The organism is Actinoplanes oblitus, from assembly GCF_030252345.1.
Lineage (GTDB): Bacteria > Actinomycetota > Actinomycetes > Mycobacteriales > Micromonosporaceae > Actinoplanes > Actinoplanes oblitus.
This window is the reverse complement of record NZ_CP126980.1, coordinates 4375809-4392123: the sequence shown is the minus strand read 5'-3', so window position 1 is coordinate 4392123 and position 16315 is coordinate 4375809. Positions and strand designations below refer to the sequence as shown.

The following is a 16315-nucleotide window of genomic DNA, read 5'->3' as shown; positions in this document are numbered from 1 at the left end:
GGGTATTCCCGGACGCACAGCACCGGGGATGCCCAGCCGGGCCGCATGTCCAACCAACCAGTGATGCATTTCGATTGACGCGCCGTCAACGCCTGGTTAAATTCCGTCCCAGATTGATGTTAATCGATTGATTCAACGGCACCGATCACAACATCGCCCGTCGGGGAGGACATTTTCCATGCGATGGCTCAAGCGCACGGCCGCGGTCACGGTAGCGGTTTTCGCCACCCTGCTCCTGACCGCCAACAGCGCGTTGGCGTTCACCAACTACGGCGCCTACTCGCAGATCAACTGCAACCACAACATCTCCGGCGTCACCTACGTCTGCGGCACGATCCCGTCGCACAGCTCCGCGCACTGGATCCAGTCGATGCTGGACTGCCAGGGTGCGACCACGACCTCCTACCAGGTGATCGACGCCGACAACGGCAACGTCGTGGACAGCGGATCCTGCAGTGTCTACGGTTCCACGTCCTGGAAGTACACGGTCGGCCTCTACGGCAACTACAACGTCAAGGTCTGGGGAAGCTTCGGCGTGGCGACCATCCGCAACTGCACGAGCTCCTGCACCGTGCACTGACCCGCACACCATGCGACAGACGCGGGCGGCGAGGTCCACTCACCGCCCGCGTTTCGGTGCCCATCACTCGAACGGCGGCAGCGGACTGATCGCCGGGCCCTGCAGGACGGCGCCGTCGACGTCGAAGCGGGAGCCGTGGCACGGGCACTCCCACGCGGTCTCCGCCTCGTTGAAGCTGACGATGCAGCCCAGGTGGGTGCAGCGCGCCGACCGGGCGTGCACCTCACCGGCCGCGTCCCGGTAGGCGGCGCACTGCTGCCCGCGGATCCGGACGACGGCGCCGCTGCCCGGCGCGATGTCGTCGATCGTGTCGACGTGCGAGGACCGTACGCGATCACCCACGAAGTGCCCGGCGACCCCGGCCTGCAGCTTCAGCATCGAACCGGCCTCGCGCAGCAGCCCGAGCCGGCGCGGGTCGTAGAGGCCGGCCCACTCCGGCGCGTCACCGCCGATCAGCGCGGCCAGCAACTGGCCGGACAGCACCCCGGAACTCATCCCCCAGCCGCCGAACCCGGTCGCGACGTACACGTTGTCGGCGCCCGGGTGGAACCTGCCGATGAACGGGATCCGGTCGGTCGTGCTGTTGTCCTGCGTCGCCCAGCGGTAGACGATACGCGCGTCCGGGAACCGCTCCCGCGTCCAGTCGGCCAGCCGCTGCCAGTGCTCGGCGGCATCCCCGGAGCCCGGTGTGAAGTGCTCGCCGGTGACGATCAGCAGACGTTCGCCGGCACGGTACGGCGCCGTCCGTACCGAACGGGTGTGGTGATCCGGGGTGATGAACGTCCCCCGGGGATCCTGCTCGGCCGGGATCGCCGCGGCCACCACCAGCTCACGGCGCGGCTCCAGGCGGGTGAACAGCAAAGCCCGGTCGAAGACCGGGTAGTGCGTGGCGATCACGACGTGCCGCGCGGTGACGGTGTGCCCGGCCTCGGTGGTGACCGTGCACGTCTCCCCCTCGTCCAGTCCGGTCGCCCGGGTGCGTTCGAAGACACGGCCGCCCGCGCGGGTCAGGTCGTCGGCCAGGGCCAGCAGGTACTTGCGCGGGTGGAACTGCGCCTGACCGTCCACCCGGATGGCACCGGCCACCGGGAACGGCAGCCCGGTCTCGGTGACGAAGGTGGCCGGCAGCCCGGCCGCGGCCGCCGCGTCCGCCTCGGCGCGCACCTGCTCCAGGGTGTCCTCGGACTCGGCCCAGGTGTAGGCGGGCAGCCGCTCCAGCTCGCAGTCGACGCCGAGCCGCCCGGCCACCTCGGCGACCCGGTCCACGGCGGCCTGCTGCGAGCGGGCGTACTGCCGCGCGCTCACCTGGTCGAACGAGCTGCGGATCCGGTCGTAGACCAGGGTGTGCAGCACCGACAGCTTCGCCGTGGTGTACCCGGTGACGCCGGTGGCGATCCGGTCCGCCTCCAGCAGCGCCACGCGGTGTCCCGCCTGGGTGAGCTCCCAGGCCGTGCACAGCCCGGCGATGCCACCCCCGATCACCACCACGTCGGTGTCGAGGTCACCGGCCAGCCGCGGATACGCGGTCGGCGCGGTGGACTCGATCCAATAGGACTCCTGTGTACCTGCCAGCATGGCGGCGCGACTACCCGACATGGACACCGGTAAACCCCAGCGGGGTTTGGGCGCGCGACGGCTGGGCATCGGCGTTCCGTGGAGAACGGTTTGCTGATCGACGGACGGTATCGGCTTCGGGAGCGCCTGGGCCACGGCGGCATGTCGGTGGTGTGGCGCGCCGAGGACGACATCCTCGGCCGGGAGGTCGCCGTCAAGGTGCTCTCCGCCCGGCTGGCCGCCGACCAGGACCTGCTGCACCAGCTGCGGGCCGAGGCCCGGGCCGCGGCGAGCCTGCGCCATCCCATGGTGGTGCAGGTGCACGACTACGGCGAGACGACGTACCGCGGCACGCTGCTGCCGTACGTCGTGATGGAACTGGTCGACGGCCGGACCCTGACCGAACTGCTCAGCGGGACGCCGCTGCCGTGGCGGCTGGCGGTGCTGATCTGTGCCCAGGTGGCGGCGGCGCTGGCCGCGGCGCACGAGCGCGGGGTGGTGCACCGCGACGTCAAACCGGGCAACGTCATGGTCGGCTCGTCCGGGGTCAAACTGGTCGACTTCGGCATCTCGGCGGCGGTCGGCGCGATGGACGGCAGCGACGGCCGGTTGCTGGGCACCCCCGCCTACCTCGCCCCGGAACGGATCAAGGGCGGCCCGGTCCGGCCGGCCACCGACGTGTACGCGCTCGGCCTGCTGCTCTACCAGTGCCTGGCCGGCCGGATGCCGTGGGACGCCTCGACGGCCACCCAGATGCTCCGGGCGCACTACTACGCCGAGCCGGCGCCGCTGCCGGCCGTACCGAAAATGCCTTCCGAAGTGGCTCGGCTGGTGTCGCGCTGCCTGGCGAAGGCGCCGGGTGAGCGGCCGACCGCCGCGGAGCTGGCGCTGGTCCTGGGCCGGATCGCCGGCCTGCCGCCGGCATCCCTGCTGGACACCACGCCGCCGGCGGCACCGGTGCGCACACCGAACCGGCGGCAGCGCACCCTGGCCGCCTGCGGCACGGCCGCCGCGCTGGTCGCGGTGACCGGCGTCGCGGTGTGGGGCGCGGACGATCCCCGCACCCCGGCACCGGCGGTGGCCGCCGTGCCACCCAGCGCCCCGACCTCGCCGCCGGCCACCACGCCGGTCATCCGCACGCTCCAGCTGAGCCTGGCCGGCGGAACGCCGCGAGCGGCCGAGCCGCGCCGGGCACCGCATGCCGGGACCGCGCCCAAGGCCGAGACCAAGCCGAAGGCCGAGACCAAACCGCGGGCCGAGGCCAAGGCCAAGCCGAAGGGCAAGGCCAAGGCCAAGGCGAAAGGCAAGCCCTAGGGTCAGGCGACGTCGATCGCGTCGAGCTCCGCGAAATTCGACCCCTTGCCGTACGCGACGGTGTTGTCCCCCGCCCTCAGCGTCACGTCCCGCTCGCTGACCTGCCAGTTGTCCCAGCCGGTGACCGGGTAGTCGACGGTGCCGGCCGCCGTGCCGTTGACGGTCAGGGTGTGGCTGGCCGCGCCGCCGTCGGAGCCGTTGGCGTACCGGGTGTAGAGCCGGTAGGTGCCGGCCCGCGGCACGTAGACGTGGAAGGTGACCCGGCTGTCGGCGAAGTCGATACCACCGACCACGATGCCGTTGCTGGCGCCGCCCACGGCATACCGGGCGTTGGCCCGGGTGAAGTCGGCGTCCTCGGCCTCGTAACGGATCTTGGCGCCCTCGACGATCGGCCGGCTACCCCGCCAGTCCAGGCGCTGCGAGTACACCGCCCGATAGGTGAAGCTCGGGTCCCAGCCGTGGAAGATGATCCGGTCCTGCCCGTCCGGCCCGGTCACGATGTCCTGGCCACCGGGACCGCGCACCGACCCGGCGAACGCGTCGGTGGTCATCAGCGGAACGGCCGATTTCGTGTACGGCCCGCGCAGGCTGGTCGAGGTGGCGTAGCTGCTCAGGTAGCTGCCGTTGCCGAAGAAGTTGGCCGAGTAGAACAGCACGTACGTCTTGCCGTGCTTCCACAGCGTCGGCGCCTCGACGAGCGTCCCCTCGAACGGCTTGTTCTGCTTGATCAGCAGCGTCTCGGTGCCGGTGCGGCGCAGCCCGTCGGCGCTGACCTGCTGAAGGTGCAGCCAGGTGTCCTGCCCGCAGCAGTTGCCGTCGTTCTTCCACAGCATGTACCGGCGGCCGTTCTCGGTGTACGACGACGCGTCGATCGCCCCACCGATCTCCGGGGTGCAGACCAGCGACGTGTCGCGCGGGACGAACGGCCCGCCGGGCGCGGTGGCGGTGGCCGCGCCGATGCACTGCTTGCCGGAGGCGCGGTCGTGCGCGACGTACCACATGACGAAGCTCTTCGGGCCGGTGGCGAACACCTCGGGCGCCCAGACGCCGTGGTCACCGGGGCCGCCTGGCGGGAACGTCCAGTCCGGGTCGGCCCAGGCGCCCAGCACCGGCAGCGCGTCGGTGGCCCGTACCGTCCAGGTGACCAGGTCGGTGGAGGTGGCCCACTTGATGTGCCGGCCGTCGCTGTTGGTGGCGTAGGCGTAATAGGTGTGCCCGACCTTCATGACATCCGGGTCGGCGAAGTTCTGATCGATGACGGGGCCGCCGGCGACCGCCGCCGCCGGGGTGACAGTGGCGGTGAGCAGGCCGGCGACCAGCGTGAGGACGGCGGTGAGGGCGGTCGCCAGGCGCAGGCGGCCGCGCCGGGCACGAGACTGTGACATGGACCCTCCACTGAGGTTGGTGGATGTCCCAGACGATCGTTCTCCCGCTCTCCTGTCAAGTGATCGCGTTTCACCGGCCGGGGAACACCGGGCGTCACCGGGCGGTGGTGCGCGGCGTGTCTAAGCTGGCCGCCATGCTCGGCGAAACGATCTCCACGCTCCCCGGCCCGCAGCGCGTCGATCGGGTCCGGGACCTGCTCGCGGCCGGCGCCGACGACGTCCTGGCCCGGGAGCTCACCGCCCGGGCCGCCGACAACAACGACAGCTGGCGCTGGGACGACGCCATGGTGTTGCGCCAGCTGGACGACCTGCCGGCCGGCCGGCGCCACGCGCTGATCCTCCGCGTCGCGGACAGCGCGGCCGCGGCCGGCCGCTCGCCGGCCCAGGTCGGTGCGGTGCTGTGCTCGCTCGCCCGCGGCCTGGAGCCGGACGACGTCTCCGGGCCGGCCGCCCAGCACCTGATCGAGGCCGCCGCCGTGCGGATGACCGACGTTCCGCGGCAGCTGGACCTGCTGGCCACCGTCGCCGAGCGGGAGACCGGCACGGTGCCGGCCGGGCTGATCGCGGTGATGCGGCGCACCGTGCACCACCGTCACGACCCGGCGTTGCTGCTGCCGTGGATCGCGAAGGCGGACGGCTTGCTGAACGTCGGTGAGGTGTGGGCGGAGACCGCCGACGGCGACCCCGGCGCGCGGCGGATGCTCGCCCACGCGCTGCGGGCCCAGGGCGCCCGCCCGGCCGCGACGTGGACCCGCGAGTCCCGCGAGCTGGCGCGGGAACTCGACGCGGCCGGACCCTGGCGCCGGCGGATCCATCACTGGTTCGCGCTGGTGCCGCGCCCGCGCACGATCGAGTTCCGCGGCGTCGACCTGTTCGACGCCACCGAGTTGCTCGACGCGTACAACGTGGTGGCGCTGCGCGGCCTGATGTTCCTGCTCGCGGTGACCCGGCCGGCCCCGGGTGACCCCGCGGCGATCGGTGCGCTGGCCGAGTATGCCGCGGTGAAGGTGCCCGGCCACGGCCCCCGCGACGCGAAGGTCGCGAACGCCGCGGTCCTCAGCCTGGAGCTGATCGGCACCACCGAGGCGCTCGACGAGCTGGAGCGGCTGCGGACGGTGCCGCTGCAGCCCGGTCTGGCCTCCCGGGTCGAGGCCGCCGCCGCTCGGCGCCGGGTCGCTCACGGCCGCTGAGGACCTTCTTTCGGTACGCCGGCGCGGACGGTCCCGCGGAACGGACGCCGAGCCTATTGACTGTCCTCGATGGAAACGTGAGGATCTCTCTCATCGCCGCCACCTGATGGACGGAGGGTTCATGCGTCGTCACCGCCTCCTCGCCCGGACCGCGACGGTGTCCGGCCTCACGGTGTTCCTGCTCGCGGTCACCGCCACGCCGGCGCTGGCCGACCCGCCGCACAACCTGCCGCAGAACGCGAGCGAGTACGAGCAGTCGTTCTCCCCCGCCTACGACTACGACACCGACGGCTGCTACGCCACGCCGGCGATCGGCCCGGACGGCACGCTCAACGGCGGGCTCAAGACGACCGGCGCGGTCAACGGCAGCTGCCGGGACCGGTCCGACCTCGACAACTCGCAGACCTATGCCCGCTCGAAGTGCGACAACGGCTGGTGCGCGATCGTCTACGCGAGCTACTTCGAGAAGGACCAGGCGGTCCCCGGCAGCGGGCTCGGCGGGCACCGGCACGACTGGGAGCACGTCATCTCGTGGGTGAACCAGTCCTCCGGCCAGGTGGAATACGTCAGCACCACGCAGCACAGCTCGCAGGTCACCTATGCCCGGTCGCGGGTGCGCTTCGACGGCGGCCACCCGAAGGTCGTCTATCACAAGGACGGCCTGCGGACCCACTTCTTCCGGCTCGCCAACGGCAACGACGAGCCGCCGGAGAACCACTACCACACCTGGCGGTACCCGCCGCTCGTCGGCTGGACCGGCTGGCCGAGCCCGGACCTGCGGGACCGGCTGATGGCGGCGGACTTCGGCTCGGCCACCATCAAGCTCAAGGACGGCTCGTTCGAGAATCTGCTCAACGCCGCCAAGCCGGCCGGGATCCCCTTCGACCCGTACGCGTGAGTCCGGCTCCGGTCAGCCGGCCCGCTTCCGGCTCCGGTCAGCCCGCCTGCACCCGGCTCCGGCCAGCCCGCCTGCATCCGGTCCCGGCCAGGCGACCCGCATCCGGCTGCGGTCAGCCGGCCTGCGAGAGGGCGAACGCCACCAGGAAGCCGACCACCGTGATCAACCCGATCAGCAGGTGCGCCTCGTCGAACGCCTCGGGAATCATGGTGTCCGCGATCATCGCGAGGATGGCGCCGCCGGCCAGGGCGGTGATGCCGGCCAGCACGGCGGCGGGGGCGCCACCGAGCAGCGTGAAACCGGCGACCGCGGCGAGACCGCTGATCACCGCGATGCCCGTCCACAGGCCGAAGACGTACGCCTTGGACCGGCCGGCCCGGCGCATGCCGGCCGCGCTCGACAGCCCCTCGGGCACGTTGCTGATGAACACCGCCACCACGGTGACGACGCTTATCGCTCCCCCGCCGAGCAGGCTCGTGCCGATCACTATCGACTCCGGCACACCGTCGAGCAGGGCGCCCAGCGCCAGCGCCGTCCCGGAGCCACCCTGCTCCTGCTCCGACGGCTGCTGCTCGCCGGACCGCTTGCGGTGCCGGGCACCCCGGCGCGCCAGCAGCACGTTGCAGCCGGTGTAGAGGATGGCACCGGTCATCGCGCCCAGCACCGTCGGCGTCAGGCCGGCACGCTCATGCGCCTCGGCCACCAGCTCGAACGCCACCGCCGACAACAGCACGCCGGCGCCGAACGCCATCACCGACGCGATCACCTTGCGCGGCACCGGCGCCAGATAGCCGGCGGCGGCGCCGATCAGCAGCGCCGAACCGGCCAGCAGTCCCCAACCGCCCGCTTGTAACCATCCTGGCATGGCAGCGCTTTGCCCCGATCATGAAGGACCAAACGCCCCATCGTAGTCAGTCCTGGGCGATTTCGCCGCGCTCGGCTAGCTCGTGCAGGCGTTCGGTTTGCTCGTGCTCGTGCTCGTGCTCGTGCTCGTGCCCGCGCTCAGCTCGCTCGCGCTCAGCTTGCTCGTGCTCGGCTTGCTCGTGCTGCGCTTGCTGGTGCCCGGAGTCCGCTCGCTCGTGCCGATGCTCGGCGCGCTCGCGCCCGGGAGCAGCGACCCGCCGGCTCCGGAACGGGCGTGGCCATCGCTTGCCCGCCAGCAGATAGAGGGCATAGCAGGCGGCCGCCGCCGCGGGCAGCGCGCCGGCCCAACCGTCATGGATCAGCAGTGGTGGCCCCGCCGAGAGCAGCCCGATCGCGAGCACCAACCGGTAGATCGGCAGTCTGGGACCGCTGCGGCGGCGCGGCGGTCCGGCCGGCCGGCCGCCCGACGGCTCCCGGGGCGATGCCGTCATGCCGCTGAACGGCGGGACCGGCTGACACCGAAACCCCTTGTGCCCACGGCACCTCCCGACTTCGCCCTCGCACCGAGCTGGGAGCGAATGGCGTCCTGCAACATGCAGCACTACAGTACGGCCGCCCGTTTCCGCCCTGACGCGCGACTCGCATGCTGCGACGGCAACACCCGACAGCCATCGACAGGTGTCGACACAGCGTGGCTGGGTAAACCGTCCGGATGCGGAATGTGGCTGCGCGAGCGGAGGACCGCGCGTACCGGATCAGCCGGCGCGCTGCCCGCCTGCTGGTGCTGCTGGGCCTGGCTGGTGCGGCGTACCTTGTGCTGGCCTTCTTCGCGCAGGCCGCGCGTGCCGACACCGGGTCGGACGACCACCCGCTGAGTGACCTCGTGAGCACCGCCTCGGCCGACTCGGTCAAGACCGTCGCGGCCACCACCAAGGCCGTCACCCACCCGAAGGCGGCCTCGAAGGCTCATCGACCGGAGCGTCACCGCTCGGCCAGCCGGACCAAGGCCACCGCATCGGCCGCGGCACACGATGCGACGACCCGGATATCGCGACAGACCCGGACATCGCACGTCCGAATCGGCGACACAGTCCGGCAGCTGCAGACCACAACCCGCAAGGTGCACTCCACGACCCGCAAGGTGCACACCACGATCCGGGCAGCGCGGCAGGTCCAGGCCTCGCACGTCCAAGCCGGCGCCACAGTCCACCAACTGCACGCCACGATCCGCCAGGTGGACGCCACAGTCCGCCAGGTGGACACGACGACGACGGGGAGCGTCGCCCAGGCAACCATCGCCCGGCAGCTGGACGCACTGGCCGAGCTGCCGCAGGCCGTGCTCCCGCAGGCTGTGCTCTCGCAGGCCGTGCTCCCGCAGGCCGAGCTGCCGCAGGCCGCACTCCCCGCGGTGCCGGAGCTACCCCGTCCCAGCCTGCCGGCCATGCCGCAGGTCTCGCCCCGGCCGGCGCAAGCCACCGTGGCACAGGCACCCGCGCCGGGCCTGGCACCGGCACCGGTCGTGCCCACCGCCGGCACCCCGGCGCCTCAGCCGCCCGTCTCGGCGCAGCAGGTCCCTCTCCCACTCCCCCGGACACCGGCCGTCGAGCAGTCGGGCCGCACCACGCCGCCTTCGGCGCACGCCCGGCCGCGGACCACACCGCCCCCGGCGGCACCGCGACAACCACCCGGCCACCCGGAGCCCACCGGGCAGACACGTGACCCCGGCAGCGGCAACGCCCCGGCGACGGACGTCGTCTCGTCGTCGTGGCGCCCCGAGCTGACCGCCTCCGGCCGCCTCCGGGCCGCCCACCGCCTCGCCCACGGACGCACCGTCCCGCAGGCGGGCCCGCCCCGCTGAACGACCTCCCGCAGGAACCCGGAAACCGGCCGGCACCAGGCCGGCCATCCCGAAGCTTCTGCCCCTGGCAGGGAGGCCATCGTGATCCGCATTCTGCTCGTCGAACCCGTGAACCTGCTCCGCGGCGCCCTCGCCGTGACATTGGCCCAGGAAGACGACCTCGACGTGGTCGCCGACCTGGACACCCTCGGCCCCGCACTGGACATGGCGCACGCGGCGTCGCCCGACGTGGCCGTCATCAACATCGCGCTCCTGGCCGGCGACGGCCTGGCGACCATCGACCGGTTCACCGCCGAACAACCCCGCTGCGCCACCTTGGCGCTGGCCGGCCCGGACGAGTCGGCCCTGCTCAGCCGGACGCTCGGCGGGCGCGTCGACGGTGTCGTCAACACCCAGGCGGCTCCGTGTGAGCTGGTCCGCGGCATCCGCCGGCTGGTCCGCGGGGAACGCGTCGTCGACGCGACCCTGGCGGTGGCGATGGTGACGGCACCGCGTAGTCCACTGTCGGCGCGCGAGCTCAACGTGCTGAGCGTGGCCGCGTCCGGGGTGCCGTCCACCGAGGTCGCCGCCGAGCTGCACCTGAGCCCCGGCACCGTACGCAATTACATCTCGGCGATCCTGCGCAAGACCGGTGCCCGCAACCGTCTGGAGGCGGTCCGTCTCGCCGAGAGCGCCGGCTGGTTGTCCTGACCGGCCACCGGCGACGGGCCGCAGCCGCACCTGGCGGGGTGCGGCTGCGGCGGCCGTGCGGTCGAGCCGATCGGTCAGAGCCGGCCCAGCAGGGCCAGGACGGCGTTGAGCAGCGCGGCCAGCCCGCCCGCGGTGGGGGTGCCGTCGAGCAGGTGGGTGATGGCACACAGCAGGTTGCCGAGCAGGTTGCCGGGCGCCTGGACCGCGGTGATCAGCAGGTGCACCTGGTTCAGGTCGATCACCAGGCCGAGCAGGTCGAGGTGCAGCGGCCCGAGGACCAGGTTCAGCACCTGACACGTCGCCGCGGCGACGGTCACCGGCAGGCTGACGGTGCGCGAGACCGTACCGACGGTGGCGCCGGAAGCGTCGGTGACCGTACCGGCCAGCACGCCGGTGGCCACCAGCTTGCCGTTCTGCGTGGCGAACCTGGCCGGGGTGAAGTCACCGGTGAAGGAGCCGCCGTCGGCGGCCGTGCCGGTGATCGGGGTGGCGAGGGCGGTCACGGGCGGCGCGGCCGCCTGGGCGCTCGGGGCCGCTTCGGCCACACCCGCACCCGTGAAGCTGAGTCCCAACGCCGCGATCACCATCACCGCGATCATCGAGAGCCGTTGCCGAGTTGTCATCGTTCCTCCTACCGAATGCCGTGCCGGACTTGCGCTGTCATCGACAAGCCTCACGGTCCGAAGAAGGTCAACCCAGTGAGCGCTGTCATCGGCTGGGGGTGAGTGAAGTCAGCCCGGTTGGTGACAACTGTCAGGCGGGTCGCGGCGGCGTGGCGCCGCGAACCCTGGTTTATCCGCTGCCGGCCCGGGCATCCCGGCAGCGTCCACGAGATCGGGAGGTCTTCGATGCCGGCCGCACCCGTCAGATCGACAACCGCCGCGACGGGCCGCAACGTACTGTCCGGGGTGCTGCTCGGCCTGGGCGTGGCCGCCTTCGCCGACGAGACGATCTTTCACCAGCTGCTGCACTGGCATCACTTCTACGACAGGTCGACGCCGGCGATCGGGCTGGTCTCCGACGGGCTGTTCCACGCCTTCAGCTGGTTCGCCACCATCGCCAGCCTGTTCCTGCTCGCCGACCTGCGCCGCCGGGCGGCCTTCCACGCCACGCCGTGGTGGGGCGGCCTGCTGGCCGGTGCGGGCGGATTCCAGCTTTACGACGGGACGCTGCAGCACAAGGTGATGCGGCTGCACCAGATCCGCTATCACGTCGACGTGGCACCGTACGACTGGACCTGGAACATCCTCGCCGTCGTCATGATCGTCGCCGGCGCCGTGCTGCTGGCCCGGGCGCGCCGCCGCCCCGCCTGACGACCGGTGGGCTACTTGTTCGCCGCGACGCTGCTGGCCGCCGGTTTTTCGTACGGCCTGGGCGTCCTCACCGTGCGCCGCCGCGGCGGCTGGTGGCCCGCCCGGCACAGCGCTTCCTGGGCCGCCGGGCTGGCCGCCGCCGCGGCCGCGACGACCGGACCGCTGGCCGGCGCCGCCCACCACGACTTCACCGCGCACATGACCGGGCATCTGCTGCTCGGGATGGCCGCTCCGCTGCTGCTCGTGCTCGCCGCGCCGGTCACCCTCGCGCTGCGGGCGCTGCCGGCGCCACACGCCCGGACGCTGTCCCGCGCGCTCCGGAGCCGCCCGGTGCGCGTGGTCACGCACCCGGTGACCGCCGCCCTGCTCGATGCCGGCGGCCTCTGGCTGCTCTACACCACCGATCTCTACCCGGCGATGGCCCGGCACCCGTGGCTGCACGTCGCCGTGCACGTCCACATCGTCGCCGCGGGATACCTGCTCAGCGCCGCCCTGATCGGTATCGACCCGGATCCGCACCGGGCCGGCCGGCGTACCCGGGCCGTCGTGCTGGTCGCCTTTCTCGCCGCGCACGGCATCCTCGCCAAGTACCTGTACGGCCATCCCCCGGCCGGGGTGCTTCCCGGCGCCGGCCGCACCGGCGCCGAGCTGATGTATTACGGCGGCGACCTCATCGACCTGGCACTGATCGTCGCCTTCTGCCGGCAGTGGTACGCCGCCGCCGACCCCACCCGCCGGGACAGGAACCGGACACCCCGCATCCCGGCCGTCCCACCGGCGCGCGTGCCGTGGCGCCTGCCCGCGGAGTTCCGAGCGGGCCCCGGCACGGATCCCGGCAGCGCGGCGGTCACCGGGCTGTCGTCCGCGGAGCTGCGATCCTAGGCTGGTGTCTTGTCCAGCGTCGCACCCCATCGATGGAGCCGGCCGTCATGTTCTTCGATAGGTTGCGGCGGGTGTGGGCCGCCGCCCTGGGGGACGGCTCGGTCGTCGTGGGTGGCGACAACTCCGCGCCGATCACGACAAACGTCTTCCACCTGTCCGCTTCGCCGGTTGCCCCGCCGGCCCGGTCGGTCTACCTGGAGCAGGTGCGAAGAATCGCCCCGCCGCTGTTGCTGGATCGCGACACCGAGCTGGCGGAGCTGGCCGCCTTCTGCCGAGGATCAGGCCCGCTTCCGTACGCCTGGTGGCGCGCCGACGCGTGGGCCGGCAAGTCGGCTCTGCTGTCGACCTTCGTCCTGCGCCCGCCGGCCGACCTCACCGCCGCCGGCATCCGGATCGTGTCGTTCTTCGTCACCGGGCGGATGGCCGGCACCGATACGCGCGAGGCGTTCACCGCCTCGCTGCTGCACCAGCTGTGCGCGCTGACCGGACAGAACCTGCCTCCCGTCACCGACGAGAGCACCCGGGAAGCCTGGATGCTCGCCATGCTCCGGGAGGCCGCGGAGATCCAGCGCAGCCGTGGCGGGCGGCTGATCCTGATCGTCGACGGCCTGGACGAGGAGCGTGGCGTCTCGCTGGGACCGGCCATCAGCAGCATCGCCGGCCTGCTACCGGCGGATCCGCCGCACGACATGCGGGTCATCGTCGCCAGCCGGCCGAATCCGCCGCTGCCCGGCGACGTTCCGGAGGCACATCCCCTGAAGGATCCGCGCGTCGTCCGTCGGCTCACCACCTCGCCGCACGCTCGCGACACCGAGGAACGCAGCAAGGCGGAGCTCCGCCGCCTGCTGCACGGCGCCGACATCGAACGGCAGCTCCTCGGGTTGCTGACCGCCTCGCGCGGCGGTCTCTCGCAGACCGACCTTCGTCAGCTCACCGGTGCGGACCTGGTCACCATCGAGGACGCGCTGCACACGGTGGGTGGGCGCACCTTCACCCACCGGGCGGACGTATGGTCCGCCGAGGCTGGCAAGATCTACCTGCTCGGCCACGAGGACCTGCATCGGACGGCGGTGCGGTACCTGGGCGAGGAGGAGCTCGCCGCGTACCGCCGGCGTCTGCACGCCTGGGCGGACGCGCTGTCGTCCGGGCCATGGCCGTCGGACGCCCCCGAATACCTGCTCAGGGACTACCCGCTGATGCTCGCCGAGGCCGGCGACATCGCACGGCTGGTCGCGCTGGCGACCAACACGGCCCGGCAGGACAGCATGCTCGACCTGATCGGCGGCGACCACGCCGTGCTGGCCGAGATCCGCACCGCGCAGGAACTCGTCGTCAGCCGGCCGGAGCCGGATCTGGTGGCTCTCGCCCGCTTGTGCCGCCATCGCGACGGACTGATGGCGCGTAACGCCGCCATCCCCGCCACCCTGCCGGCGCTGTGGGCCGCACTGGACAACCCGATCCGGGCCGAGTCGCTGGCGCGCAGCCTCCCCGGCCGTGCTCGACAGGTGCAGGCGCTGGCCGGAATAGCCAAGGCCCGCATCGCCGTCGGCGACACCCGCGACGCCGCCGAGTGGGCTGCCGGCGCGGCCGAACTCGCACTGAACGAGACCGATCCGGCCAGCCGGGCAAGATCATGCAGCCACGTCGCCGGCGTGATGGGGGCCCTCGGCGACCGAGCGGCACGAGACGACTGGGCGGACGCGACACGACGAGCCGCCGCCGACATACCACAGAACATCGACGGCGCCGAGGTGGCCGATGTCGCTCGCGCCCTGGCGATCGCCGGCGCTCAGGAGCAGGCGGAGTCGATCGCCGCGACCGTCCGGGGCCATGAGCTGAGGGAGCGGACACTCGACCGGATCGCCCGGACCCGAGCCGCTGCGACCGGCACGGTCTTCGCCCGGTCGAGCGAGGCGGACCCGGACTCGTCGGCTGTCACCGCCGGCGACGCGGACCAGGCCGAGCAGGTCGCCCTCGCCATCCGGCACCCGGGCCAGCGTGCGCACGCCCTGGCCGAACTGGGGCTGGTGGCCGCACTGGCGGGCGACCACGACCGTGGCCGCGCACTGGCTGTCCAGGCCGAGGCCGATGCCCGCGAGGCGTCGAGCCGTCACCGGGATCCTCGGCAGGTCATCGACATCGCCAGGGCGGTGGCCACGGCCGGGGACCCCGACCGGGCCGAACGCATCGTCCGCACCATCGACCGTACGGATCAGCGGGTCGACGGGCTCTGCGCGATCGCCGTCGCCGCCGCCGGTCATCCCGGCCGCGCGCACGACATCGCCCGGTCCATACCCGAGACGTACCGGCAGGCCACGGCCCTCGCGGCGGTCAGCGAGGCGGTCGCGGCATCAGGTGACCGGACGAGTGCCGCACGCCTGGCCCGGCTGGCCGAACGGATCGCGCGCGACATCCCGGCGGCGTCGCAGCAAGCGCAGGCGCTGACCGCCGCGGCTCGGGCGGCAGCCGGCGCCGGAGACGCGCAGCGGGCCGAGGAGATCGTGCTCGGCATCCCCGATCCCGCGGACCGGGTCACCGCGCTGGTGGAACTCGCGGCTGCCAGCGAACCGGATCGCTCCCTGAGCCTGGCCGTGATGGCACAGGACACCGCCCGGACCATCACGTCGATGCGCCGCCGGACCCGAGCGGTCATCTCGGTGGCCGAGGCCATGGCACGAGCCGGTGACCCGGCACGAGGGCGGGCCTTGGCCGGCGAGGCGGCCACGATGGTTCGTACCCATCCGCAAGTGGCCCGGACCACGTCGATCTGGGCCGAGATCGCGCACGCGTTCGTCGCGGCCGGCGACCACGAACACGCGTTGACCCTGGTGTCCACCCGAGAGGCTCGCGGTGAGCGGGACACGGTGCTGACCGACATCGCTCGGTCCCTGGCGGAAACCGGGCACCTCGATCGCGCCGAGCGGACCCTCGACGCCATGCGGGAGCTCCCGCGATGGCTCGGCTGGGAGACCACCGATATCGCCCGGGCGATGGCGGCCGCCGGCGACCTCGACCGCGCGGAACGGGTCGCCCGCCGCAGCGCACCGGAGTTCGGCGAGCTGGACCGGGCGCTGCGGGCGGTGGCGATCGCCGGAGCGACCCACGACCCGGCTCGGGCCGAGGCCATCGCGGCCACGATCGGCTCGCCCGACGAGCGGGCGCGAGCGCTCACCGGGATCGCCGAGACCATGGGACTGCCCGCCGGGTCGCACCTTCTCGCCCGTGCCTTCGTCACCGGCACGTGGTCGATCCCGCTTCCCGCGCTGGCCACGTCCCGGCCCGACCTGGTCCTGCTGATCACCGAGGACTACTGATCGGCCGGCCGGTGGCATCATGAGTCCCATGAGGCTCGGTACCAAGGCAGGCGCGGCGGCAGTCCTCTTCATCGCGGGCCTCGCCGGTGCGGGATGGATCCTCGCGGGTCAGGGACTCGACCGCGCGGAGAAGTGGATCTCCATTGGCGGCGTGTGCGTCTCCACGCTCCTGGGTGTCGCCGGGCTGGTGCTGGGCTGGATGACGTGGCGCCAGGAGACGACCGCCCGCGCTGACGTACCGGCGGTGACCGCCGGCGGGCCCGGCGGTGTCGGGGTCGGCGGGGACAACGGCGGTGAGATCCGCACCGATGTCTCCGGTGCCCGGCCGCCCGCCGCGGCGACATCGAGTGGCGTCGCCGGCACCCATGCCACCGGTGCCGGCTCCGTCGCCGTCGGAGGAAACAACACCGCGTCGATCACGACCCGCGTCGACGGATCGGACGGCCGTCCCCGGCCCTGACCCGGAGAGAACG

15 protein-coding genes are annotated in these 16315 nt (G+C 72.5%); 10 read left to right on the top strand and 5 right to left on the bottom strand.

Annotated features, from left to right (window positions below):
* Nucleotides 1-178 precede the first annotated feature (178 nt).
* Entirely contained in the window at nt 179-580 is a 402-nt protein-coding gene (locus Actob_RS19675) for a hypothetical protein (protein ID WP_284921745.1), read from the top strand.
* Nucleotides 581-643: 63 nt separating this feature from the next.
* Here Actob_RS19675 and Actob_RS19670 read toward each other — a convergent pair whose 3' ends face one another.
* Nucleotides 644-2155 (bottom strand): FAD-dependent oxidoreductase, encoded by a 1512-nt coding sequence (locus Actob_RS19670; RefSeq protein ID WP_284921743.1) that lies wholly within the window; start codon nt 2153-2155, stop codon nt 644-646.
* Nucleotides 2156-2245: 90 nt separating this feature from the next.
* Between Actob_RS19670 and Actob_RS19665 the strand changes: the two genes are divergently transcribed.
* Nucleotides 2246-3448, top strand: a complete 1203-nt coding sequence (locus Actob_RS19665) for a serine/threonine-protein kinase (protein ID WP_284921742.1) — start codon at nt 2246-2248, stop codon at nt 3446-3448.
* A 2-nt stretch (nt 3449-3450) separates the two neighbouring features.
* Here the strand turns inward: Actob_RS19665 and Actob_RS19660 are convergent, their stop codons facing one another.
* Nucleotides 3451-4833: a family 43 glycosylhydrolase gene (locus Actob_RS19660; RefSeq protein WP_284921741.1), complete on the bottom strand. Its 1383-nt coding sequence runs from the start codon at nt 4831-4833 to the stop codon at nt 3451-3453.
* Between the two features lie 116 nt (nt 4834-4949).
* Here Actob_RS19660 and Actob_RS19655 point away from each other — a divergent pair, with 116 nt between their 5' ends.
* On the top strand, nt 4950-6023 hold the full coding sequence (locus tag Actob_RS19655; protein ID WP_284921740.1) for a hypothetical protein: 1074 nt from the start codon (nt 4950-4952) through the stop codon (nt 6021-6023).
* Nucleotides 6024-6144: 121 nt separating this feature from the next.
* Nucleotides 6145-6921 (top strand): NPP1 family protein, encoded by a 777-nt coding sequence (locus tag Actob_RS19650; protein ID WP_284921739.1) that lies wholly within the window; start codon nt 6145-6147, stop codon nt 6919-6921.
* A gap of 112 nt (nt 6922-7033) precedes the next feature.
* On the opposite strand, the gene Actob_RS19645 is transcribed toward Actob_RS19650, so the two are convergent.
* Together Actob_RS19645 and Actob_RS19640 are read right to left on the bottom strand one after the other, a co-directional pair.
* Nucleotides 7034-7786: a ZIP family metal transporter gene (locus Actob_RS19645; protein ID WP_284921737.1), complete on the bottom strand. Its 753-nt coding sequence runs from the start codon at nt 7784-7786 to the stop codon at nt 7034-7036.
* A 46-nt stretch (nt 7787-7832) separates the two neighbouring features.
* On the bottom strand, nt 7833-8276 hold the full coding sequence (locus tag Actob_RS19640) for a hypothetical protein (RefSeq protein ID WP_284921735.1): 444 nt from the start codon (nt 8274-8276) through the stop codon (nt 7833-7835).
* 221 nt (nt 8277-8497) lie between these two features.
* On the opposite strand from Actob_RS19640, the gene Actob_RS19635 reads away from it, so the two are divergent.
* On the top strand, nt 8498-9643 hold the full coding sequence (locus tag Actob_RS19635; RefSeq protein ID WP_284921734.1) for a hypothetical protein: 1146 nt from the start codon (nt 8498-8500) through the stop codon (nt 9641-9643).
* 81 nt (nt 9644-9724) lie between these two features.
* Nucleotides 9725-10333 (top strand): response regulator transcription factor, encoded by a 609-nt coding sequence (locus tag Actob_RS19630; RefSeq protein WP_284921733.1) that lies wholly within the window; start codon nt 9725-9727, stop codon nt 10331-10333.
* Nucleotides 10334-10407: 74 nt separating this feature from the next.
* Here the strand turns inward: Actob_RS19630 and Actob_RS19625 are convergent, their stop codons facing one another.
* Nucleotides 10408-10956 (bottom strand): hypothetical protein, encoded by a 549-nt coding sequence (locus Actob_RS19625; protein ID WP_284921732.1) that lies wholly within the window; start codon nt 10954-10956, stop codon nt 10408-10410.
* Between the two features lie 225 nt (nt 10957-11181).
* Here Actob_RS19625 and Actob_RS19620 point away from each other — a divergent pair, with 225 nt between their 5' ends.
* From Actob_RS19620 to Actob_RS19605, 4 genes are read left to right on the top strand one after another with little or no spacing between them, the layout of a single operon-like run.
* Nucleotides 11182-11646: a DUF2243 domain-containing protein gene (locus Actob_RS19620; RefSeq protein ID WP_284921731.1), complete on the top strand. Its 465-nt coding sequence runs from the start codon at nt 11182-11184 to the stop codon at nt 11644-11646.
* A 6-nt stretch (nt 11647-11652) separates the two neighbouring features.
* Nucleotides 11653-12528 (top strand): cytochrome c oxidase assembly protein, encoded by an 876-nt coding sequence (locus tag Actob_RS19615; RefSeq protein WP_284921730.1) that lies wholly within the window; start codon nt 11653-11655, stop codon nt 12526-12528.
* A 47-nt stretch (nt 12529-12575) separates the two neighbouring features.
* On the top strand, nt 12576-15842 hold the full coding sequence (locus tag Actob_RS19610) for a P-loop domain-containing protein (RefSeq protein ID WP_284921729.1): 3267 nt from the start codon (nt 12576-12578) through the stop codon (nt 15840-15842).
* 28 nt (nt 15843-15870) lie between these two features.
* On the top strand, nt 15871-16302 hold the full coding sequence (locus Actob_RS19605) for a hypothetical protein (RefSeq protein ID WP_284921728.1): 432 nt from the start codon (nt 15871-15873) through the stop codon (nt 16300-16302).
* Nucleotides 16303-16315 lie beyond the last annotated feature (13 nt).